Raw genomic sequence first — 24,411 nt, 5'->3', positions numbered from 1 at the left:
ATTAAAAATATAATGAGTTCAGGACGTAGATATATGGTTAACAAGTTAGAATTTTCGCACGCAGTTGCTGCAATTCGAAAGGAGAGGGGTTTAACTCAAGGCCAGTTAGCCGATGAGTTAGCAAGGAGTTACAGCGCTTTTGAGAGTTTAAACCAACCGACGTTAAGTCAATGGGAAAGCGGTAAAGTCACACCAAGTTTATTAAAACGACTCGCCTTCTCTCACTATATAGGCGAACAATACCAATACACTTCCAGCGAGTACAAACGTGTCAAAACCTCGCAAAGTAAAAGCATTTACTTGAGCTTTAAAGACATTGTTTACCAGTATCAGGTTACCGATGTCAAAAGTTGCTCCCTCAGCCAAATCAGCTTGTCCGAATACGAACAGATCGACGCAGTTCACAAGCAGTTAATCACACCTGGCGGTGTGGAAGACACGCTGAACCAATTTGGTGAATCCCCCAGTAAGGCGCGCCTTTATTACTGCAAAGGTATGTTAGTTGGTCATCTCATTTACCAAGAGCTGAGGTCTGAATTTAGGATTCTCAGCTTATGGCATTTAGGACGGTCGATTTTGAAGTTTTTGGTCTCAGATATCCTTCACGTAATGGGCAATGCCATCATCCATTTTCCGGTTCATGAGCCCGTGATTAAACAACTTTTATTCGACATTTTCATACGGGATTTCTACCACCATAGACGAGTCACGTTTTTTAAAGCATCCGCCACACAAATATTTGAAAACCCCATGGTAAAGCATTGCTTTGATGGGCTTTTGGATCTGGTGCTCTATCGCTTCCATCAAGTAGGAAATGAATTTATGCAGTCTCGACAGGAGGCCCACTAATGCTGAACGACAACACAATCAACAACACCATCTTATTGTTTACTTTCAATAATATTCAAGGTCGAGGTTTACAAACCGCCATTGAACAACAACTTGGACAGCCGGTGTTATTGGCCAAAGGCGCTGAAGTTGACCTACCTCCTCACCAAGATGAGCACTATGTCGCAATCGTCGATAGCTCGTTACCTGATCTTTCTGAAGTCAAGATGACACTCAGTGAATTGGAACATATAGATGCGACCATATTAGTAAACGCCGAACCCAACTTAGGCGTAGAAAGCCTGCTCACTTGGTCAAACCTGAAAGGCTTATTCTATTTTGAAGATGACTTCGACAAGGTAATCAGAGGTTTAAAAGGGATATTGAGCGGGGAGAATTGGCTCTCTCGAGACATCCTCAACCGATTAGTTGGCTATCTCGTTAACTTAAACCACACCGTTACTGAGCTGGATACGAAACTCGAAATTGAGCTTACTCGCCGAGAAATGCAGGTTCTGACAGCCCTTTGCCAAGGGGGCTCAAATCTTGATATTGCAGACTCACTGTTTGTCAGCGAGCACACGGTGAAGTCACACCTCTATAGTATTTTCCGCAAACTGGAAGTGAAGAATCGCATGCAGGCGATTGCGTGGGCAAAGCGTAATCTGTTTTGACACCTTAACTCTAAAACACAAAGGGAGCACGGAGGCCCCCTTTCATGATGTTGCCGCTATCTATACCAACATTAGTCTATGACAGTCATTTTTATTGCATCAAATGGTAGACGCGTAAAGATTCCGCCATCGTTGCCATGTCTTCACCCAAGAACTCAACCGTGACAGGTTGGTTTGCCAATAACGTGATGCTTGAGTCGTCAAAGCGTCCTGCGGTATCACATTCCAGATGAACAAAGAACGCTGGCTTATTTGCGACAAGTGTAATTTTGTTGGCTTCAATCGTTACCTCAATATTTGCTCTTTCCATCGGTAGTGTTTTTAGTTCATGAGAGCTAAACCAAGTGTTGGTGATTCTCTCCTGTCCTACTTGTGCTCCCACGTAGAAGAAACCCGATTTCAATTCAGATGAATCAAACGCCTCATCCAACTGCCAAACGACGGTATTGCTATCGCTAGAAACCGTGTGCTCTAACGGCCAAGTTTGTTTCACTTCACCTTGCCAGCTCACCCAATGCAATTGCGCACTCACACCAACTGATTCTTTGGCGTCATTTAACAAGTGAAGACTCAACTTGCCAGTATGCTCCGAGAACACCAAGTACTGCGGCGCAAAGAAGCGTTTCGCATGGTAATGTAATTGCTTCCAACGGCCGCTGTACTCCAAGCTAGACCATGAACTCACGGGCCAGTTGTCGTTCAGCTGCCAATACAGCATGCCACGACATACTGGGGACATCGCGCGCCAATGGTCACAAGCGGTTTTGATTGCCATCGCCTGTTGCACTTGGCTGAGGTACAACATTTGCTCAAAGCCGGAAGGGAAACGGAAGTAGCGAGTAAACATCTCAGTGATGATGCTGTTACCACGCGGGTTCTTTTGGTGCTGTTCAAATGTTGGTGAGGTGACGTTCCAGTCTTGTTCTGGTACGAACTGTTTTGCTTCAGCAAACGAAGGCCAAGACTGGAAGCCAAACTCGGAGCAGAACCTCGGATTGATGTTTAGATAAGCATTAAACGACTTACCTGAGTGCCAAACATCCCAGAAATGCATGTCGCCTTTACTGTCATCGTGCCACGCATCGCCAAAATCCAGCTCGCCGTTACAAGGCGAGCTTGGCCAAAATCGACGTGAATCGTCCTGCTGACCAATGACTTGTTCGATCATTCGATTCAGACGATCGTAGTTCACTGTGTATTTGACTTTGTTGTGCTTGGATTCGTCGTACCAACCAATTGCACCAATCACTTCGTTATCACCACACCACAGTGCAATCGACGGGTGCTCTTTCAAACGTGGGATTTGGAATCGCAACTCCTGTTCCACGTCTTTTAAGAAATCATCATCAGATGGATACAGCGAGCAAGCAAACATCATGTCTTGCCAAACCAACAGACCTAATTCATCACACAGGTTGTAGAAAGTTTCGCTTTCATACTGGCCGCCACCCCAGACTCGAATCATGTTCATATTGGCGTCGACAGCACTTTGCAATAACGCACGATAGCGGTTTTCACACTCACGACCTGGCATTGCATCCACCGGAATCCAGTTTGCGCCTTTGGCATTGATTGGCGTGCCGTTGACAACAAACTCCATCGCCGAGCCATGTTCATCAGCTTGGTTGTTTAAGCTCAACTCTCTCAGACCAATCTTGCGTGATAGCGATTGATCTCCACAAGATACTGTCATTGGGTAAAGGTAAGCTTCACCATAGCCCGCAGGCCACCAGCGTTTTGGCTCGGTAATATGGAACTGGCAGTGATAGTGACCACTTCCTTCGGTTTGAATCGATTGGCGCTGACCATCAAATTCAATCGTGATTTCATGAGGTTGAGTATCAGTTTCTACTTCGGTTAATACATCAACCAGCACACTACCGTCAGCTTGCCATTGTTGCTCTGTAGAGAATCCTTTGAGCCACACATCGTTTATTACATCAATTTGAATCGGGTCATAAATGCCAGACACCATCAAACAAATGCCCCAGTCCCATCCCGAATGACATTGGGTTTTGCGAATCAAGTTCATGTACGGGATCTGGTTGTTCCCCATCGCCGAAGGTATAGGGAATGGCAATTTCTTCGCGCGTTCCTGCCCTTCTAAATCCACACGGGCAAACTCAACTCGAATCGTGTTAGTGCCTTGTTTTAAGTAAGGTTTGATATTAATGCGTTGCTGGGCAAACATGTTGCTGCAAGTTAGTGCTTGCTCACCATTAATATAAAAAGTCGCTAAGGTGTCTACACGGGTGAGCGTCATCCACACTTGTTTGGCAGAGAGCACAGAACCATCCACATCAAACTCGCGTGAAATGTGCCAATCGCAAGTTTCAATCCAACGAACTTTCGCTTCATTATCAGCAAAATAGGGATTCGGGATGAGCTCTGCTTGCAATAATGCGGATACATTGTCACCGGGCAAAGTCATAGGAATATCGATATCTGGACGATGTGGCGAGGTAAGCTGCCACGTCCCGTTGAGTTCAATTTGAGCCATAGGGTAAGACCTTTAATTTTTATTAGAACAGGTTGGCTCAATGTAATCCTGAGGTATCCTTACAAGAATAAGGGGAATGTCATTTACGTATGAAATGCGGCGCACTTCACGCAAATAATCTCATTCCATAAATCAGTTATTTACTTTAGAGATCGACAATTAATCGCACTCTGCGGTTATATTGAGCTTCTCAACGTGCTAGTATCAGCGGCTTTTTGATCATTCTCACACTTTTCGAGCTATTGGTGTGAGGGAAATGCACGGCTTCCGAGCCCTAAAAAGCGAAGTAATTATGTCAAATATGACGAACGCCGCCTCTCATGCTCCTATTCAGGAGGCAGACTATTCTGCGATCCATCCTCCTTCCGTTCTAAAGCGCCTTGAACTCACTAACCCAGTATTCTGGCTAAGTGGTAGCTTCCTCACCGTGTTTGTATTGCTTGCTCTGACGAATACAGACTCTCTGACCGCAATGGTTAACGCAGGCTTTGGGTTTGCGACTCAATACTTCGGTGCCTTCTGGCAAGTATTGCTCCTTCTGAATTTCATTATTGGTTTGGCTATTGCGCTTGGTCGTACGGGTTACGTGCGCTTGGGTGGTTTAGCGAGACCTGATATCGATACCTTTAAATGGTTGTCGATCGTACTTTGTACCCTACTCGCGGGTGGCGGTGTTTTCTGGGCTGCAGCTGAGCCTATCGCTCACTTTGTTTCTGCGCCACCGCTATATGGTGAAGCTTCACCAAAAGCTTCTGCAATCAATGCACTTTCTCAGTCTTTCATGCACTGGGGCTTCCTTGCTTGGGCAATCTTAGGTTGTCTTTCTTCTGTGGTTTTGATGCACCTTCACTACGATAAGGGCTTACCACTTAAACCACGTACTCTGCTTTACCCTGTATTTGGCGACAAGGCCATTAACGGTTGGATTGGTGATGTAGCAGATGCATGCAGCATCATTGCCGTTGCGGCAGGTACCATTGGCCCTATAGGCTTCTTAGGTTTACAGATCAGTTACGCGTTGAACTCGCTATTTGGTTTGCCAGACACCTTCATCACTCAAAGCATGGTGATTGTGGCTGCAATTCTAATGTACACCTTGTCAGCGCTAAGCGGCGTGAGCAAAGGCATTCAACTTGTGAGCCGTTACAACATCATTTTGTCTGTGGCTCTGATCGGTTACATCCTTGTTTTCGGGCCAACCAGCTTTATTGTTGATGGTTATGTACAGGGTATTGGCCGCATGGTCGATAACTTCTTCCCAATGGCACTGTATCGTGGCGACACGGAGTGGCTAAGTTGGTGGACCGTCTTCTTCTGGGGCTGGTTTATTGGTTACGGCCCGATGATGGCAATCTTCATCGCACGTATCTCACGTGGCCGTACCATCCGTCAGTTGATCCTGTCTATCAGCATCGCTGCGCCTTTGATTACCTGCTTCTGGTTCAGCATTGTTGGCGGTAGTGGTTTGGCATTTGAGCTAGAAAATCCAGGCTTGATCTCATCGGCATTTGAAGGCTTTAACCTGCCAGCAGTTCTGCTTGCGATTACTTCTGAGCTGCCTTTCCCAATGGTGATTTCGGTATTGTTCTTGATCTTGACTACGACCTTCATCGTGACAACCGGTGACTCGATGACTTACACCATCAGTGTGGTAATGACAGGCTCTACTGAACCCAATGCCGTGATTCGCTCATTCTGGGGCTTAATGATGGGTGTCGTGGCAATTGCGCTTATCTCGATGGGCTCAGGTGGTATCTCTGCATTGCAGTCTTTCATCGTGATTACTGCCGTGCCTGTGTCTTTCATACTGCTACCAAGCATTTGGAAAGCGCCGAGAATCGCTAACCACATGGCGAAAGAGCAAGGTTTGGTTTAACTACATAACCCAAGTCCTTCTCTCCAATTAGATAAGAAAACGGCCCCAACACATAAACTGTGTCGGGGCCGAATATTATGGATTAGATTCGAAAAGCTTCACTATCTACAGGTGAAGTTTACGCAGCTCTTTCTTATCCACTTTACCGACGCTGGTCTTGGCAATCTCGTCCACCAGCTTCACTTTGAGTAGTAACGCTTCTCTAGCAAGAATCCCTTTGCTGATAAAATCTTTCGCAAAACCTAACAGCTCTTTCTCTGTCACTTCCGCATCTTCTTTCAACGTCACCAACGCTAGTGGCACCTCGCCCCATTTATCGTGTGGCATACCTATCACAGCCACTTCGGAAACCGCTTGGTGTTGATGCAGAATGTCTTCTAGTTCTAGAGAGCTTACCCACTCACCAGAAATTTTAATCATGTCTTTTACGCGGTCAGTGATCTTGATAAAGCCTTCATTATCGATATGCGCGACATCACCAGTGTGCAGATAGCCACCACGCCACAATGCTTTAGAGTTCTTGTTGTCTTTGTAGTAGCTTGGCGTTAACCAAGGTGCGCGAACAACAATTTCCCCTGCGGTTTCACCATCGTGAGGAAGCCTGTTCATCTCATCATCGACAATATGAGCTTCCACCAGCGCGACTTTCTTACCAGTCTTAGAGCGGTATTCCGCTTGCTGATCGAGGTCGAGTTCAAGCTGTTCTGGAGTAAGTTGAACAATAGACAGAATTGGTCCTGTTTCGCTCATGCCATAACCCGCAAACACGTCGATATCGCGTTCGAGTGCCGCTTTACACAATGCTTTTGGCAGTGCAGCACCACCAATCACAACTTTCCAACCAGAGAAATCAATCGATTTAGATTTTGGCGAGCTCAATAGCAGATGCAGGATGGTTGGCACACAGTGCGAGAACGTCACCTTCTCCTGCTCAATCAAGTTAAGCAGAACATCTGGAACATATTTGCCCGGATAAACCTGTTTAACACCAAGCATGGTTGCCATGTACGGAAGTCCCCATGCGTGGACGTGGAACATTGGCGTAATCGGCATGTAGATATCACCTTGATGCAGTCGACCTTGCGACGCATTGGTGCCGATGGTGCTCAATATCCCCATGGTGTGGAGAACCAGTTGGCGGTGAGTAAAGAACACACCTTTAGGGAAGCCCGTCGTACCCGTGGTGTAGAAGGTGGTCGCGATGGTATTTTCATCGAAATCAGGGAAGTTGTATTCGGTGCTTTCTTGCTCCAGAAGGCGCTCGTATTCACATTCATCGTTATCGCGCAAAACCACGTAACGCGTGACCGTATCAATACGACCTTTGATCTGATCCAGAATTGGCAGAAACTCTTCGTTGATCAGGATAATGTCATCTTCCGCATGGTCGATGGTGTAAAGGATCTGCTCTGGAGACAAGCGTACGTTGATCATATGCAGCTTTGCACCAATCATCGGGATGGCAAAGTAGCATTCAAGATAACGGTGAGAGTCATAATCCATGACCGCTACCGTATCACCTTTCTTCACACCCATTTTGGTGAGTGCGTTTGCAAACTGTCTCACTCGGTCATGGAACGTTTTGTAGCTGTGACGACAGTGGTTCGCGTAGACGATTTCTTGCTCGGGGTTGAAAGCAACTGGGGAAAACAGCAAGTTTTTAATTAACAACTGATAATTGGATGGATCGTTTACATACTGGTTCATATCGGGGATTCTTTTTGTATTTTTCTTAATGTTCGCTGTACGCGAGTGGCGCTATTATCACTCAAAAACAAGACTGTATTCAGTACACAAGAATGAGATCAGGCACTAAAGACGCCTTATATCTAAAACAGCCTTGTATCTAGAGCATCTGTAGACCTAGCGTACTAATTTACGTAACGTACAAATGCATCTAAAACACGCATTTCCTATAAGTATCACTGTATTGTAGTTGTCTATCGCCAACTCAGACATGATTCAACCCATGACATTGATATTCTGTTTTACAAAAGCCAGAAAAAGTGCCACGAAATCGTCACAGTTTATCGTTAACATACGTCCCATACTCGTAAACCTCGCTCTATACTGAGCGATACGTTCCGTCGACCTCGATTCAAACTGTGAGAAGCCAACTATGTCCAAGCCTTTGTATGTTTTTGATCTGGATGAAACCTTAATCAACGCTGACTGCGCAATGATTTGGAATGAATTTATGGTTGAGAAAGGCATCGCCACTGCGACTAACTTTATTGAGGAAGATAAGCGTCTAATGGGCTTGTACGCAGAAGGCAAAATGGACATGGAAGATTACCTAACGTTCTCCATGAAGCCGATAGAAAACATGCCTATTGAACAGGTCAACGCCTTAGTGGAAGAGTGCGTTGAAAACCATATTCTGGCTAAACAATTCCCGCAAGCCAAAACACTGATTGAACAACTGTCTGGTGATGAGATAGATATGGTCATCATCTCGGCCAGCGTCACTTTTTTGGTAGAAGCGGTTGGTCAACGCATCGGTATTCCTAACGCTCTCGGGATTGACTTAGTGGTGGCTGATAACCGTTATAGCGCAGAAATCGACGGAATCCCTAGTTACCGAGAAGGCAAAGTAACGCGCTTAAAACAGTGGTTAGAAACTCAGCCTGACAACTACTCAGAAATCCATTTCTACACGGATTCGGTCAACGACTTACCACTGTGTGAATACGCAGATTACGCCTATCTGGTCAATCCATGCCCTCGCCTAAAAGAGCACACCAATAGACCAAATTGGACTGTGTTGAGTTGGGGGTAAATCGGCTCAACATCACTTATCCTCTTCACGAGATATAAAAGAGCAGACCTTACTGCTCTTTTTTGTGCCTCTCCTTCACAAATTAATCACTTGATTAAATACTGATTAATTTTTCGCATGTCGCATGAGAAATCAGCGTCTTATAATTAATCAAATGTTTAATATTTTGAGAGACGATTGTGACGAAAGCTCATCGAAGGGCGGGAAGACCCACAGATAAAATCGACGCACGGGAGAAGCTGATTTTCCATGCGCGCGAACTCTTCACCATTATGGCTTACGACAAGGTATCTACTCGCTTGATCGCGCAGAAAGCAGGCGTGAACGTGGCGATGATTCGCTACTACTTTGGCAACAAAGAGGGCTTGTTCGAGACCATGTTGCGCGAAACACTGTCACCAATGCAAAAGCAGATGCAGGCATTGATGTCAGACAGCAATGAGCAAAACTTCCTCGATTTAATGCGCACCTACTACCGCGAGATGATTAAGGTGCCACAGTTCCCGCGTTTGATTGCCCAAGTCATGCATATGCCTCCTTCAGAGACCCAACGTAAGTTGCTCGAAAAAGTTTTCGCTGATATCAGCAAACCAATGCAAGGCGTGATCTTTGATAAGTTGATCGACAGTGGCGTTTTACGAAAAGACGCTGACCCTCAACTTTGTCGCGTCTCTTACATCAGCTTAATGGTGTTTCCTTTTATGGCACCACCAGCACTTCTAGCTATTCACGGTATCGAGCTCTCAGAAGCCTTCTTGAACCGATTATTCGAACACAACATACAACTGATGAAACATGGATTTTTAGATTCGGGCGACCAATATGAAAATGAATAAAAAGCTGCTGTTCTTTCCTGCCCTTGCTGTTGGGGTCGTCATTCTATTTTTGGCGATGAGCCTTAAGCCAGATTTGCCGGTAAAGCCTGCGGGTGATCGTGCAAGATTGGTTGAAACAATTCCTCTGGAACTCAAAGCCATCGCACCTGTTGCTATTGGCTTTGGTAAAATCGCTCCGAAAGTTGAATGGAAAGCGATAGCTGAAGTGACAGGTAAAGTGGTTTACCGTCACCCGCAACTGGAAAAAGGACAAGTGTTGCAAGCAGGAACGGAAATCTTGCGCATCGACCCACTCGATTACGAGTTGAAACTGGTTCAAGCCCAAGCCGATCTCAAATCTGCCCAAACCTCTCTGGCTAAGCTGAACCAAGAAGAAGCGAATCTCAAAAGCACACTCAAGATAGAAGCCAACCGCCTAGTTATCGCTAACAAAGAGTTAGACCGTAAACAAAACCTGCGTAAGAAAGGCTTAACCTCACAATCGGATGTAGATCAGCAAGAGCAAAGCACGCTTTCTCAACGTAAGGTAGTGCTGGATATCGAAAACCAAATCGGTTTGATGCCGGATGAAAAGCGTGTCGCAGAAGCCCTAGTTAAGGTCAACGCATCAAAAGTGGACGAAGCGAAACGTTCGCTTGATAAAACCATCATCACCCTTCCTAACGACTTGCGTATTGCAGAAGTTGAAATTGAACAAAACCAAGTGGTGAACCTCCAACAGACCATGGTGACCGGACATGGCATTGATGTCATGGAAGTGGAAGCTCAGCTTTCCATTCATGACATGCAAACTTTGGCAGCGAGCATCGGTGAGTTTGTCCGTGATGAATCTGGTATTCCACAACCTGATATGAATTCGATTCATGCCAACATTGAACTCAGCAGCGGTAACCTCTCTGCAAGCTGGCCTGCGAAAGTTGCACGCATCAGTGAAACGGTTGATCCAAGCCAAGCGACGGCCGGTGTGATTCTGGAAATTGAACAAGACTATCGTGCATTAAACCCAACCTCTGCGCCTCCATTGGTGAACGGCATGTTTGTGCGTGCCTTGATTGAGGGGCAAGAGAATCCGAGTTGGGTCATACCAGAGCGTGCGCTTCATGGCGATAAGATTTACCTGATGGGTGATGACAATCGTCTCCAAGTGGTGAAGGTTGAAGTGTTATACCGCCGCAATAACCAAGTGGTGATCGATGGCGAATTGGAGCAAGGCCAAAAGCTGATCATCAACGATTTGCTGCCAGCGATTAACGGCATGCTATTGAAAGAGTCACCTGAACAGTCACAAGCGGCGATTGAGGAGTCTGATTCATGATCCGATTCTTCGCCAAGCACCCAACAGCAGCCAACTTGCTGATGCTAACGCTGCTGATATTGGGTATTTCTTCACTTTCCACGATTAAGCGGGAAACCTTTCCTGAGTTTGATCCGCCCTACATCCTCGCTGGTGTGGTTTACCCTGGCGCTTCCCCGCAAGAAGTCGAAGAGAGTATCTGCGTCCGAATGGAAGATGCTGTTGATGGTCTTGCTAACATTGAAGAAACGCAATGTGAAGCGATTGAAGGCTCTGCGCGTCTTATCTTAAAACTGAATGAAGAAGCCGACATCGGCCGCATGCTGGTCGACGTTCAAACTCAGATCAACTCGATTAATGACTTCCCACAAGAAATTGAATCTCCTGTGGTACAAGAGTTGGATTGGAATGAGCCAGTTGTGGATGTCGCGATCACCGCAGATACCACATGGCCGGAGTTAAAAGCGTATGCGGAACAGCTTAAGCGCACGTTAAAGCTCGACTATGACGTATCTTTAGTTGACGTGGCTGGCTTCTCAGACCACCAATTCAGAGTAGAGCTAGACACTCAAGCTATTCGCCAACTTGGCTTGAGTGTTGGTGATATTGCTGAGCAGATTGGTCGTCAAAACGTTAAGTTGCCAAGTGGTAATGTCGAAACGCCAGATAAGAACTTTCTGATCCGCTTTGACGAACGACGTGTGACGCCAGAAGAGCTTGAGACTATCGTCGTGGGCTCTGGTCCAAATGGATCAATCATCCGTCTAAGAGACATCGCAACGATTACTGATCGATTTGAATTGGACGAACAGAAAGTCCTCTTTGATGGTCACCCTTCTGCCTTACTAAAAGTCAGTAAAAACAAAGAAGACGATGCGCTACGTATCAAGGAACGTGTTGCTCAATTTGTCGAAGAACAACAAGCCATCGCCCCAGACGGTGTGATGCTACAAATGACCAATGATCTTTCATCCGTACTTTGGGATCGCCTGACCATGATGGTCAAAAACGGTTGGCAAGGTATCATTCTGGTCTTCGCCACCATGTGGTTGTTCTTTAGTTTTCGCTACTCTTTTTGGGTTGCGGCTGGTTTGCCCGTTGCCTTCTTAGGTGGGTTATTTTTGATGGCGCAACTTGGCCTGTCCATTAACATCATGTCTTTGGTCGGGTTACTCATGGCCATCGGTATCATGATGGATGATGCCATCGTTATTGCTGAATCGATTGCCGCTCACCTCGACCGAGGAGAAGAGATAGATGATGCCGTGATTAAAGGGGTGAAAAAGGTACTACCGGGGGTCATCTCTTCCTTCCTAACCACGGTGTGTATTTTCGGTAGCTTGTTATTCCTGCAAGGTGAAATGGGTGCAGTACTTAAAGCGGTACCTCAAGTTCTGATCCTCGTATTGAGCTTAAGTTTGGTGGAAGCCTTCTTGATCCTACCTAACCACCTTTCTCATTCACTGCATAAACAAAAGCAAGAGCGAAAGACACCCAAGTTCAAACAAAAGCTGCTGGCTTCTTTTGAGAACTTCCGCAACACCACCTTAGTCAACGCAGTCGATAAAGTGGTCGAGTATCGCTATGCCTTTATGGGGGGCGTGGTTGCCTTGCTTCTTATCTCCGCAGCCACGTTAGTAGGTGGTTTACTCAAGTTCCAACCCTTCCCTGAATTGGATGGCGACATTGCAGAAGCGCGCATTATTCTTCCTCCGGGTTCTTCTCTGTCTCAAACGGAAGCTGTCGTCGATAAGATCGTCGCTTCCGCTCAAAAGCTAGATAAAGAATGGACAGAAAAAGTGGAAGACGGCAATCCATTGGTTCTGCACATCACCAGTCAATTCAACGCCAATGCCGACGCGAATGAATCAGGCCCTCACATTGCCACGGTACGTCTGGATTTGCTTGGTGCAGAGAGTCGTAACACACTCATCGATGAATTTATCGATGCATGGCGCGAAGACATTGGTGAACTTGCCGATCCTATCTCACTGGTATTTAAACAACCGACCATGGGCCCGGGTGGACGAGCTATTGAAATTCGAGCGAAGCATGACGATCTGGATGCGCTCAAAGCAGCTTCTATCGACATTCAGCAATACTTGAATGAGTTTGACGGTGTCCATGGTGTGTTGGATGACATGCGTATGGGGAAAGAAGAAGTCTTGGTTAAACTGCGTCCGGGGGCGGAAGCTTATGGGATTAACGGCCAGCTCATCGCTAATCAATTGCGTGCGGCTTTCTTTGGCCAAACCGCAGACGAGATCCAAGTTGGGGTAGAAAACATTTCCATCGAAGTTCGCCTCGATAAAGCACAAGCGGGTGACTTACAGCAATTGGCAAACTTCCCAATTATCTTGTCCGATGGCAGTCAAATTCCACTCGCGACCATTGCGACTTTGGATTTCCAGCGTAATTACGTAAGAATCCAGCGCATTGATGGCTTGCGCACTGTGAGCGTATTCGGCGATATCGACAATACGAAAGCCAACTCAACTGCCATTATTCGTCAGTTCCAACAAGATGAAGCGCCAAAGCTGATGCAAAAGTATCCTGGCCTTCGCTTCGATTTTGAAGGCGAAGCCAAAGATACCGCCGAAACTGGCGCATCAATGGGTAAAGGCTTCTTGCTTGGTTTGTTTGGCGTGTTTGCGATTCTGAGTTACCAATTCCGCAGTTATTTGGAACCATTCGTGGTAATGCTCGCGATACCGCTTGCCTTTATTGGCGTGGTATGGGGACACATCCTACTCAGTCACTCATTAAGTATGCCAAGTATGATGGGCTTCGTCTCATTAGCAGGGATTGTGGTGAATGACTCGATTCTGTTAGTTCAGTACATACGCCATCATGTCGATGAAGGGGATAATGTGCACGACTCGGTAGTCAAAGCCAGTCGAGAGCGCTTTAGAGCAGTATTCCTAACATCAATGACCACTGCAGCAGGTTTGCTTCCGTTACTGACTGAAACCAGCCTGCAAGCACAGGTTATCCAACCACTGGTTATCTCCATCGTGTTTGGTATTTTTGCATCCACTCTATTGGTGTTGTTTATGATCCCTGCTGCGTATGCCATTTTAGCTGACTTCGGCCTAGTCCATAAGCACGAAGAAATCTAAAACGACTGATAAGTTTACTTATCAAAATGAACGAGAGCGGCTTAGGTCGCTCTTTTTGTTTTCGGCAAATAGCGTTAAAAGCAATACAAACGCTTAACAAACACAGGGTTATTGTGTGGAATTAAGTGCAAGTATGAACAATTAAGAATGCAGTATGTCGAGTTTTATATAACCAACCTAAATGATCACCGTAGGATTTATGATAAGTTTTATTATCAAAAACGGTATTTGGCACACTTATGACACACACCAACAACACATTCACATCCTGAACTAACGATAATGAAATCATTGATTGAAGAATTAACATTTTAACAATCATTACAACAATGTTAACTTTAGCCTCGTTGGTCGCACTGGTGGTAAGCCTCTCACCAAGCCTATTGTCAGTATGATATGGACGTTCGACCATCTCCAAAATGAATAGACACCCAATTTGGTGCCCTTTTTTCGCCCGTGAAGGTATTCTTCGCGGGCTTTTTTCTATCTGCCGTATTTCTCCTACTCAATTCCCAGTTTTGGCGCCCCTCCTCAATCAACAGGCATAAAAAAGCCAACCCATTAATAGGTTGGCAAATAGAGCAACAAGGTTGACGCTGACTGCTCACTAACGTCGTGCTTGTATCGGATACACTCTGGTTAATCACTCGTCCTTGTGACTAACACGGAATCTTTGGCGTCAGAGGTTATGACTTGGTTGCCTCTGTCTTCTGGCATTTGATCTTTACCAGTTGAGCTTGTTGTTCTTTGATGTGTTTAACAATGCGTTCATCGCGTTCATCAATAGCGTCCATGTTCATTTGTTGGATGTCCGCAACCGCCTCATGCTTCATTGTTGTAAATTCTTGACGTAAATCCGCACTCCACTCTTCTTTGTCTAGAGTGTTGGCAGCAGCGATTGGTGATGACATTACAGCAATAAGACCTAGAGTAGATAGAAATACGCTTTGCATAATAAGCTCCTTAGGGATTAGCAGTTCATTGGGTTGCACTCTATACATTGCACATAGGATGCCAACTTTTTAAACCTTTAATATCAACAACTTAAACAAAAGTTTATTTTTCTACCATCTGCTCAATGGCGAATTTCACACACACAGTGTTAAATTAACCAACGATATTTATGAATATTTAACCATTCATTCAATTTATAGTATAGATAGTCGTTTTCAGTTCGCTTAAAACAAAAAAAGCAGCCCGAGGGCTGCTTTAGATTTTCGCTTTAAGTGATACTAGCTTTGCGTGCTTTCGTTGCCGACAGTGTTTGATGACTGTGATTTGAACTTACCTATCAAACGACCAAAGAACCGTTTAACAATGCGGAAGATGTTTTTAATATCCTCTAACATCAGGTACAAACAAGGCACCAGAATCAAAGTAAGGACAGTTGCAAATAGAACGGCAAAACCGAGCGCTACTGCCATCGGGATAACAAAACGCGCCTGCAAGCTAGTCTCAAACATGATTGGAAGTACACCAGCAAAGGTAGTAATTGACGTCAGCGTGATCGCTCGAAAACGTGCACAGCCAGCTTCAACAACCGCTTGCTTAATGCTCATGCCTTTTTCTCGCACTTGGTTAACGTAATCTGTCATCACCAAGGAATCGTTGATAACCACACCCGCTGCCGCAATTAAACCAAATGTCGACATCATGCTGATGTCCATATCCAGCCAGAAGTGTCCCCAAATCGCCCCCGTTAAGCTAAACGGAATCACCGACATGACGATAAGCGGTTGGGTGTAACTCTTAAGTGGCACAGCCAGTAAGATGTATACGATGATCATGCCTGCAATGAAGAACATGATTTGCTCGTTCCGCTGCGCAGCTTGCTCTTCGATATCACCACCCAATTCCGTTTTCACACTTGGGAAGGCTTGCTTCATGTCCGGCAAGATGTTGTCGTCAATTACCTTCACAACTTCTTGAGGTTCAACCAGCTCTTCATCAATAGAACCATAAACGTAAACGGTTTGGTAACCACCTTCTCGTCGAATGCTACTCACACCCGGTTGTTCGTTGATCTTCACCACATCACCAAGCATGACCTTCTTACCTGCTGGCGTGGTAATCACAGCGTAACGCAGTGATGAGAAGGCTTCACGCGTCAGTTGCGGGTAACGCACCATGACTTTGATTTCTTCGCCATCACGAATAATGCGTTGTGCTTCACCACCGTAGAAACTGCCGCCTACTTGTTCTGCGATCATAGTCAGATCCAAGCCCAAATCATAAGCAACCGGGGCAAGTGATAGCAGTACCTCTTTACTACCCGAATCGATAGACGACGAGATATCGTACAGACCTTCCTCTTGCTGTAAGCGACCAATCAAATAGCGACCTGCTTCGTTTAGCTCATTGATATCCGAGCCAAACAGCAAGTAACCAAACTCGTCGCGATCACCGCCACCTGCACTTTGCTCGCGGATCTTAAAGCTCTTCATGCCCGGTATAACTGGCATTGCCTCACGCCAACGGCGTGCAAGTTCAAAGGTATTGAATGGGCGCAGTTCTTCATCCACAAGCGGTACAAGAATACGACCTTCAGTACGGCTGCGGTTATAAGAAAGCACATCTCGAATCATGCCCTGCCCGTGTTCATCAATGATCTGGTCTTCGATTTTCTGCATCACGCCTTCAATGGTTTTTAACGCATTGATGGTTTGCTCGCTCGACACCGTGTCATTCATCTCAATCGTAATCGCCGGATAATCCGTTGGCACTTTCGGGTTTGGAATCACACGAACATAGTTCGAGCTAACTAAAGCTGCACTAATCAGTAACAGACCACAGAAGAAGGCAAACACGGTCCAACGCCAATGGGTACAAGTCTTAACAAAGCTGCGGTAAGGACCATTAACAAAGCCGAAGAAACGCTTGTTGAAATTATCCCGCCAACCACCTGCTTTGATTGGGGTAAAGTTCGTGTGCGCCAAGTGAGCCGGTAAGATCAACTTAGACTCAATCAAACTAAAGATAAGACACAGGATCACCACACCCGCAATGCCGTAAAAGAAGGCACTATCAATCCCACTTGAGAGTAGGAATGGGGCAAACACCGCTATCGTGGTTAATACACCAAAGGTCGCCGGAGTCGCGACACGCTTAACACCCGTCACAACGTTCTCAACACCACCACCCTTCTCTTCGATCTCACTGTAGGCACTTTCTCCGGTCACGATGGCGTCATCCACCACAATACCGAGCACCATAATAAAGGCGAACAAAGACACAATGTTCACGGTGATACCCAGCATTGGCATCATCATTACTGCGCCTAAGAAACACACAGGTAGCCCCAACATTACCCACATTGCTAAGCGGAAACGAAGAAATACCGAGAGCATGATGGCAACCAAAGCGGCACCTTGAAGCAGGTTCTTCAACATCATGTCGAGACGACCATTTAGGTAGTAGGTCATATCGACGAGAACTTTCAGTTGAATATCATCAGGTAAGGTTTTGTTCTTTGCTTCGATGTAGTTACGAACGGATTCGGCAACTGGAATGATGTTTTGATCACGCGTGGCTTGAACCGCCATGTAGATCGCATTTTGACCCGAGTATTCGAAGTAACGGTCTTCCTCAGTAAAGCCGTCTTTAATTGTTGCGATGTCTTGTAGCAGAACTTTTGCACCGTTTGCGCCAAGCTTAACTGGGATATTACGGAACTCATCACCACGGTAGTATTGGTTCTCAATACGTACTGCGATCATGCCTGCATTGGTTTTTACTTCACCAGCAGAATAGTTTGCAGAATAACGACGAATCGCATTACTCACATCGTTCAAAGTCAGGTCGTATTTACGCAAAACAAGCGGATCGACTTCAATCGCAATCTCTTCTTCTGGTGCATTTATATCCACCAGCATAACGTTTTTCAGTTGCAGTAATTCGTCTTCAACTTGCTTAGCGATAGGTTTGAGCTCTTCTAGTGGCCTATCACCCACCAAGCCCATCTCTATCACCTCTTGTCGCCATTCCACCTGATAAACGTTGATGGGTTCCATGCCTGCTGGCAGGTTAGATAAGGTATCTACCCGCTGCTTTACATCGTCCAATACACGTTTGATGTCGGCATTCACATCCACTTCTATCGATACATGAGCGCTACCTCGAGAAGCACGTGCTACGGTCTTTTTGATGCCGGTGACGTCTTTGATCGATTCTTCAACTTTAACCAGAATACTCTCTTCAATCTCTTGTGGAGAGGCACCAGGATAAGCCGCGTGAATATTAATGTAGTTTACTTCAACGTTTGGAAACATTTGTCGTTGAATGAACATGAAGCTGACGATACCCATCACGATGATGAACACCATCATTAGGTTCGCAGCGACAGAGTTATTGGCAAAATAGGCAATGATGCCCTTTTGTTGATTCTCTTCCATGATTGACTCCTACTTACTGTACGACGGTTTCGGAGTCGTCATTCTTTTTTGCGACTTGGACAGCCATGCCTTTTTGTGGGTACTCCGGCAACGTCAGTACCAACTTGTCTGATTGCTCAAGACCTTCCCCCACGAGTAGGAATTCCCCCTCAGCACGAAGGACATTTACCGTTCTTGGTTGAAGCTCATTTTCACCATTCACAACCCATACCGTGCGGTTTCTCACCAGCTCTTGAGGAAGACGGTAGATATGCTTGAGTTCCTTACCAGTAAAGCTAACTTCAACATACGAGCCAAACTTGATTGGCGGCTGATTATTGTCGAGACCATATGGGTCTCTTACTTGGATGACCATGTTGATCATGCGCGTCGCGCTGTCGATCATGCCAAGATCTCGAACCACTTTACCTTCACGAGTCGTCGATAGAATGCCTTGTTGCGTAACCGTTGCGCGCAGCTCTTTCAGTGATTCAGGAAGAAAAGCACTGTCAAAGCCAGCGATAGGTACGTGGATTTCCGCCACTTCGATATTGTTCAATGTTGCCACACGAGAACCAGAAGAAACAAACTGACCCACACCGATTTCACGCTCAACAACGAGCGCATCATATGGCGCTACTACTTTGCAATTTTCTAGGTCACGCTTCGCTCGCTTCAGCGCAGCTTGAGCTGACTTCACTTGAGCCTGAGCACTCAACACATGTGGCTTGCGTAAGTAAAGGTCTGTGACTTGTTTGTCGCTTAACTTTTTCGCTTGGCGTTTTGCGACTTCCGCTTTGGCTTGCTCTTCGATCAACGCAGCACGTGCGCTTGCCAAGCCAGCTTCTGCCTGTAAAACGGCCGCTTCGTAGTTATCACTCTCAATCGTGAATAACACCTCTCCACGCTTAACGATGCCACCTGTCACAAAGTTGGGGTGCCAACTGACTACTTCGCCGCTAACTTGCGCCGCTAAGTGTGTTTTCTCGAAAGGAACCATCTCACCATGGCTGGTGATAACCACTTTGTGATCGGTAGGAAAGAGTGAAGAGGTTTGTACCGTCGGTTCAGTAACGGTGTCTTTGGTTGACTCTTTCTCGGGCGCAGTAGCAGCAATTGCGGCATAACCCGCATAGGAACTGCCCACCACAAAGAAGGGTAAAAGCCAACGTAATACTGGTTTTGCTAACATCAAGATTCCTTTTTTATTTTTGTATTCTCCTGTTTGTCTCCATCAGGCTTGCGCCTCAGCGCTGAGTTAACGAACTGAACATTCGGCAACCTAGCATCTTACTCCCCGCAGACAAACAGTGAGTTTTGCATCTGAAATAGACAACTTTATAAGAGAGCCGCGCTTCCGCTGTGTTTCGCAATTATCAATCGCAAAAGAACTATCCATGGCAAGTTAATAAAATTAACAAAAACTTAACCAACTTCGCAAGTTAAGGCCTCTTACGCTCACTGTTTATACGCAATCGGCATGCCAAACATTTACACCTTAAATATCAATAAGTTAACTTCAAATGGTTATTTCTATCAGTGTAGTGTTGGTAATTACCACCAGATATTAGTGATATTGACCATTCTTGAGTAAAAGATCAGTAAAAAACATGATATTGTCCGCCCGAATAATATGCCCTCAAAAGCCATACCGACTCATTTAGATTCGATTGCTTGATTAAAAAAACTGCGACTTGGCTACAATCGCTCGCATTACCTACTTTCAACGCTTGATATATAATCAAAGAGTTACGTTATGTATTAACAAGGAAGTGTGCATTGCTACGTTCTCTCTCTAAAACCTTACTCGGTTCAATGCTTGTACTTATCTCGGCCTGTTCCTCAATTCAGCCAAGGGACCCTAGTGAGAAATCGACCAGCTTTCAGTTCGGCTACCAAAGTGACTCTGCGTTGGCAGAATTCTTTGAAAGCTATGACAAAGATCCTAACTCAGACACGGGCTTCTACCCGCTTAATCAAGGCAACGATGCCCTCCTTGCCCGAATTGCATTAATTGAATCCGCAGAAAAAAGTCTTGATTTGCAGTACTACATTTATCGCAGTGACGAAACCAGCCAACTGATCACGTGGCGTTTGTATGAAGCAGCACAACGTGGCGTACGCGTTCGCCTGCTTCTAGATGACATGCAAAAGCGAAACGATGCAGGAATGGCAGAACTGAACGCTCACCCAAACATCGAAATTCGACTTTTTAATCCGCACCATTATAGAGATGCTCGCGTATTCGCATTAGCAAGCGATTTTGAACGCCTAAATCGACGTATGCATAACAAGTCTCTGATTTCTGACAGTGTTTCCGCCATCGTTGGTGGTAGAAATATTGGTAACGAATACTTCTCTTTTGAATCTAACGTCGAATTTGGTGATTTCGATTTGATGCTTTACGGTGAAGCGGTGACGCAAACTGCGGATCAATTCGATCTTTATTGGAACAGCCTTTATGCCATCCCAATGGAGTGGATTGTGCCTGAGTCTGAAAAAGTGGCAGACGATGCGATTCAGGCTCAAGTCAAAAAGCTGCAGCTAGAAGAAAAATTCTCCACCGGCCCATACAACTTTAAAGAATTAGATCTTTATGAAGAGCTCCAGCAGGGCAAGCTTCATTTGTATTGGGGCCAAGGTGATGTCTGGTTCGACTTGCCCGATAAGATTGCCACTCAAGAAAGCCAACTGGTTGCGAACTTGGGAGAGCTGTTAGCAAATGTAAAAGAGTCCTTTGTTTTGATCTCTCCCTACTTCGTGCCAACGGATTCTGGAACCAAAGCTCTAGCAGAAGCCGCCCAACGTGGAGTTGATATCACGATAGTCACTAACAGCTTGGCATCAAACGATGTGTTTGCCGTTCATGGCTGGTACGCCAAATACCGTGAAGATTTGGTTAAAGCAGGGATTAAACTTTGGGAAGTAAAAGCCAGCGCCAAAATCAAAAGCAAATGGAGCTTAACGGGCAGCAGCAGAGCCAGTCTCCACGCCAAAGCCATGATGATCGATGGTAAAACCTTATTTGTCGGTTCAATGAACTGGGATCCACGTTCAGCTGAGCTCAATACAGAGATGGGTGTGGTCATAGAACAACCAGAATACGTGCAGAAGTCACTCGCCATGTTGCCTGAACAACTCAAAGAAAGTGCCTACCAGGTTGCCATCAAAGACGGTGATATCATCTGGCTTGATCAAGCGACAGGCGAAACATTCGATTCAGAACCAGAAGCCAGCGTATGGCGGAAAATGGGCGCTTGGTTCTCGGGCATCCTGCCAATAGAGGATCAGCTCTAGCTTCCCTGTAAGGATAAAATCAGCAAATCTAAATCAAAACGCTATTCAGCACTGATTAGCGTTTTTTACACATAAGAAAGGAACCTCAATGTCAGTAACATGGAACGAATACTACCAAAAGGTTGCAAGCCAACCTCACCGACCAAACGTAGAACGTGCCGCCAATCTCCTTATGCTCGACAGCAAAATCGCCATTGATGCAGGATGCGGTACTGGTCGAGATTCAAACTACCTTCTTAATCAAGGCTTTACCGTTTACGCGTTTGACACTCATCAAGATGCGGTGGAAACTTGCTTGACGCGTTTCGAAGGCAATCCTAACTTTTCCATATCGCAATCTTGCTTTAGTGACTTTGATTACCCACCGTGCAGTTTATTTATTGCCAGTGCAAGCTTGTTCTTTTGCCCTAGTGAACGCTTCGAAAGCGTGTGGCAGAGAATTAACGAAACATTACAACCGGGTGGTATATTCTGCGGCGATTTACTGGGGATTCGCGATTCCTGGGTTGGTACAGACATACACTCAAATATCAGTGCGTTTACTAAGGAAGAAGTCGAAGCATTATTTGACGATTACGAAATCATCCACTTTTATGAGAGGGATGAAGACGGCACCACTGCTGTTGGGAACGCTAAACATTGGCATACGTTCAGCATCACTGCCGTCAAACGTTAACTCGTTACTATAAATCCGTTACTAAAAGGAGTGTTATGTACCATTTCCAAGGCGTCACACTAAGAAGAGCCGTTCCGGAAGAAGCCAAAGCGCTCTATAAGCTCATCACTGAGGATGAACGCTGGGCGCAATTTAATGGCCCTTACTTCCCTTATCAAACACCGACATTAGAAGGCTTTCGGAACCACACATTTCAACGCCTACTGAAAGGCAAAGACATGTTGTTGATTGAGTTCGAGGGCAAACCTGTCGGTTCAGTGAGCTGGTATTGGGAATGTGAAAGCACTCGTTGGTTGGAAGCTGGCATCGTCATTTACGATTCGAACTACTGGGATAGAGGGCTGGGCTTTTCCGCACTCGTGCCTTGGATAAGCCACATCTTTGATACCCAAGACATAGAACGAGTGGGCTTAACAACATGGTCAGGTAACCCAAGAATGATGCGTTGTGCAGAAAAGCTTGGCATGCAGCAAGAAGCACGCATTCGCAAAGTACGTTATTACCAAGGCGAGTACTACGACTCAGTAAAATATGGCGTATTAAGAGAAGAGTGGCAAACGCTGATCCAACAGCTCTATAGCCAAGAACAATTGGCGTAAACAATCTTATTAGAAAAAGGCTTAGCATTTCACCAAGCCTTTTTCTATCAGGTTCATTTCAATTGCGGATACACTACTTCAAACCGCTCTAGAAGCAATAATCGCTGCTCATGCCATTCGATACCCAGCTCTTCGCATTCCGCTTTAAAAAATCTGGTGTGCGCTTTTCGCCACCAAGCCATTGTGCGGTCACCTTCCCCTTCTGCGTGAGCAAATTCCTCACTCACGTCTGCATATCGACAAGTTCTAACATCAGTGATTCGAATGACGCATACAGGTTCACCATCCCAGTTGGTCACAACTTGTAGGTGTCCAACTTGAGGCATCATTTCTCCCTGTTCGCTATACCAAAGCTCCATGCTGCAAGAGGCGGTTTTCTGACCAATTCGTACCAATTCAGCGCAAGCATTTGCATTATGTTCATCAGCGCAGTAGTAATCCGCACTCACCGATGGGATTGCGTCTTTTTCTTGCTGAGATAATGTTTGAAGATATTGCTCAAGATAGGCTTGTGATTTTGCGTCCATACTGCTTGCCATACATTTCCAATAAAAAGAAAGGATATCCATTCACCATAAAAAGGACAAGTATCACGCTCATTAGAAAACTTTATAAAACAAGCATTTTTTATCAGTTTTTTGCTAAAACTAGCCTCTATTTGCTATGGTTTCAGGGATCACACCACACACGACGCAAAAGGACGTTCTATGCGCTTATTCATTGGCATCTTCTTCGCTGCTCTCCTCTCTTTTCCAACCCTAGCATCAGAAGAAAAACATTCAGAATCCGACCTTTTAGACCGACCATTAATGGAGCGTTATATCCTTGATGAGTTGAAATCACTTCGTCAGGAGCAACAAGACCTAGAGCGTAGAATGATTGTTGAAATCACTGACCGTGAGTTAACGGTGGCCGATAAGTCACTGAACTATGCCAATGTCACCGTCACTTACTTCTTCTACATCATTGCTGGTGTCGCCTCGCTCATTGCTTTTGTTGGTTGGCAATCCCTGCGCGAGTTCAAGCACAACACCAAAGAAATGGCAGACAAACGCTTGGAAAAAATAGCCCAAGAGTACGAAAAGAAATTTTTAGCATTAGAGCGCGACTTAAAACGCAAGACTCGTATTATCAGTGAGAACAACAAAGAAATAGAAAAGATAAACGAGATCCATAACTTATGGCTTCGCGCACAAAGCTCACAGACACCTGAGCAACGTATCGATATCTACGATGAAATTCTGCTTGTTCGCCCGGGGGATTTGGAAGCATTGACTTACAAAGCTGACGCGGCAATGGAGATCAAAGAGTACCATTGGGCACTGAGCTTGTGTAACCGAGTTCTTGAAGTAGATGACACCAACGGTCCAGCCTTGTATCAACGAGCTTGTGCATACTCTCGTTTAGGGATTGAAGAGCAAGCGATTGAGGACTTGGAGCGTGCGATTGATACCAGCCCATCCATTCGCGATCTATTAGCGGAAGAACCCGATCTCGAGCTACTCCATGGCCATGAGCGATTTGAACGCTTGATGTATTCTATTGCAGAACAATAGCCTGCCA

Annotated in this window: 17 protein-coding genes; 11 read left to right on the top strand and 6 right to left on the bottom strand. The window is 45.6% G+C overall.

The window, feature by feature from the left end:
- Positions 1-33 precede the first annotated feature (33 nt).
- Both KIO97_RS05035 and KIO97_RS05030 read left to right on the top strand, forming a co-directional pair.
- Complete coding sequence (locus tag KIO97_RS05035) at positions 34-849, top strand: helix-turn-helix domain-containing protein (RefSeq protein WP_005429581.1); 816 nt, start codon at positions 34-36, stop codon at positions 847-849.
- Complete coding sequence (locus KIO97_RS05030; protein ID WP_285381292.1) at positions 849-1,502, top strand: LuxR C-terminal-related transcriptional regulator; 654 nt, start codon at positions 849-851, stop codon at positions 1,500-1,502. Before KIO97_RS05035 ends, KIO97_RS05030 begins: the two co-directional genes overlap by 1 nt.
- A gap of 91 nt (positions 1,503-1,593) precedes the next feature.
- On the opposite strand, the gene KIO97_RS05025 is transcribed toward KIO97_RS05030, so the two are convergent.
- Positions 1,594-4,002, bottom strand: coding sequence for a glycoside hydrolase family 2 protein (locus KIO97_RS05025; RefSeq protein ID WP_285381291.1), 2,409 nt, complete (start codon positions 4,000-4,002; stop codon positions 1,594-1,596).
- Between the two features lie 292 nt (positions 4,003-4,294).
- Here KIO97_RS05025 and KIO97_RS05020 point away from each other — a divergent pair, with 292 nt between their 5' ends.
- Positions 4,295-5,878 (top strand): BCCT family transporter, encoded by a 1,584-nt coding sequence (locus KIO97_RS05020; RefSeq protein ID WP_285381290.1) that lies wholly within the window; start codon positions 4,295-4,297, stop codon positions 5,876-5,878.
- Positions 5,879-5,983: 105 nt separating this feature from the next.
- On the opposite strand, the gene KIO97_RS05015 is transcribed toward KIO97_RS05020, so the two are convergent.
- Positions 5,984-7,585, bottom strand: a complete 1,602-nt coding sequence (locus KIO97_RS05015) for a long-chain fatty acid--CoA ligase (RefSeq protein WP_285381289.1) — start codon at positions 7,583-7,585, stop codon at positions 5,984-5,986.
- Positions 7,586-7,997: 412 nt separating this feature from the next.
- On the opposite strand from KIO97_RS05015, the gene KIO97_RS05010 reads away from it, so the two are divergent.
- From KIO97_RS05010 to KIO97_RS04995, 4 genes are all read left to right on the top strand, one after another.
- Entirely contained in the window at positions 7,998-8,657 is a 660-nt protein-coding gene (locus tag KIO97_RS05010) for an HAD family phosphatase (protein WP_285381288.1), read from the top strand.
- Positions 8,658-8,836: 179 nt separating this feature from the next.
- Positions 8,837-9,493 (top strand): TetR/AcrR family transcriptional regulator, encoded by a 657-nt coding sequence (locus KIO97_RS05005; protein ID WP_285381286.1) that lies wholly within the window; start codon positions 8,837-8,839, stop codon positions 9,491-9,493.
- Entirely contained in the window at positions 9,480-10,808 is a 1,329-nt protein-coding gene (locus KIO97_RS05000) for an efflux RND transporter periplasmic adaptor subunit (protein WP_285381284.1), read from the top strand. Before KIO97_RS05005 ends, KIO97_RS05000 begins: the two co-directional genes overlap by 14 nt.
- Positions 10,805-13,906, top strand: coding sequence for an efflux RND transporter permease subunit (locus KIO97_RS04995; protein WP_285381282.1), 3,102 nt, complete (start codon positions 10,805-10,807; stop codon positions 13,904-13,906). Before KIO97_RS05000 ends, KIO97_RS04995 begins: the two co-directional genes overlap by 4 nt.
- Before the next feature lie 686 nt (positions 13,907-14,592).
- Here KIO97_RS04995 and KIO97_RS04990 read toward each other — a convergent pair.
- From KIO97_RS04990 to KIO97_RS04980, 3 genes are all read right to left on the bottom strand, one after another.
- A complete protein-coding gene (locus KIO97_RS04990) occupies positions 14,593-14,859 on the bottom strand; it encodes a hypothetical protein (protein WP_005429553.1) in 267 nt (88 codons plus the stop codon).
- 279 nt (positions 14,860-15,138) lie between these two features.
- Positions 15,139-18,297, bottom strand: a complete 3,159-nt coding sequence (locus tag KIO97_RS04985) for an efflux RND transporter permease subunit (RefSeq protein ID WP_285381280.1) — start codon at positions 18,295-18,297, stop codon at positions 15,139-15,141.
- A gap of 13 nt (positions 18,298-18,310) precedes the next feature.
- Positions 18,311-19,468, bottom strand: a complete 1,158-nt coding sequence (locus KIO97_RS04980) for an efflux RND transporter periplasmic adaptor subunit (protein WP_005531809.1) — start codon at positions 19,466-19,468, stop codon at positions 18,311-18,313.
- 587 nt (positions 19,469-20,055) lie between these two features.
- Between KIO97_RS04980 and KIO97_RS04975 the strand changes: the two genes are divergently transcribed.
- The 3 genes from KIO97_RS04975 to KIO97_RS04965 all read left to right on the top strand — a co-directional run bounded on the left by KIO97_RS04975 (position 20,056) and on the right by KIO97_RS04965 (position 22,848).
- On the top strand, positions 20,056-21,573 hold the full coding sequence (locus KIO97_RS04975) for a phospholipase D family protein (RefSeq protein WP_285381278.1): 1,518 nt from the start codon (positions 20,056-20,058) through the stop codon (positions 21,571-21,573).
- A gap of 88 nt (positions 21,574-21,661) precedes the next feature.
- Positions 21,662-22,249: a trans-aconitate 2-methyltransferase gene (locus tag KIO97_RS04970; protein WP_050918150.1), complete on the top strand. Its 588-nt coding sequence runs from the start codon at positions 21,662-21,664 to the stop codon at positions 22,247-22,249.
- A gap of 35 nt (positions 22,250-22,284) precedes the next feature.
- Positions 22,285-22,848: a GNAT family N-acetyltransferase gene (locus KIO97_RS04965; protein ID WP_010645864.1), complete on the top strand. Its 564-nt coding sequence runs from the start codon at positions 22,285-22,287 to the stop codon at positions 22,846-22,848.
- A 53-nt stretch (positions 22,849-22,901) separates the two neighbouring features.
- Here the strand turns inward: KIO97_RS04965 and KIO97_RS04960 are convergent, their stop codons facing one another.
- Complete coding sequence (locus KIO97_RS04960) at positions 22,902-23,375, bottom strand: ASCH domain-containing protein (RefSeq protein WP_043883254.1); 474 nt, start codon at positions 23,373-23,375, stop codon at positions 22,902-22,904.
- Positions 23,376-23,555: 180 nt separating this feature from the next.
- Here KIO97_RS04960 and KIO97_RS04955 point away from each other — a divergent pair, with 180 nt between their 5' ends.
- Positions 23,556-24,404 (top strand): tetratricopeptide repeat protein, encoded by an 849-nt coding sequence (locus KIO97_RS04955; RefSeq protein WP_045383913.1) that lies wholly within the window; start codon positions 23,556-23,558, stop codon positions 24,402-24,404.
- Positions 24,405-24,411 lie beyond the last annotated feature (7 nt).

It is taken from the genome of Vibrio sp. B181a, from assembly GCF_030248375.1.
In the GTDB taxonomy this organism is placed as follows: domain Bacteria; phylum Pseudomonadota; class Gammaproteobacteria; order Enterobacterales; family Vibrionaceae; genus Vibrio; species Vibrio campbellii.
The sequence above is the reverse complement of the archived record's forward strand: the minus strand, read 5'-3'. Positions and strand labels throughout refer to the sequence as shown.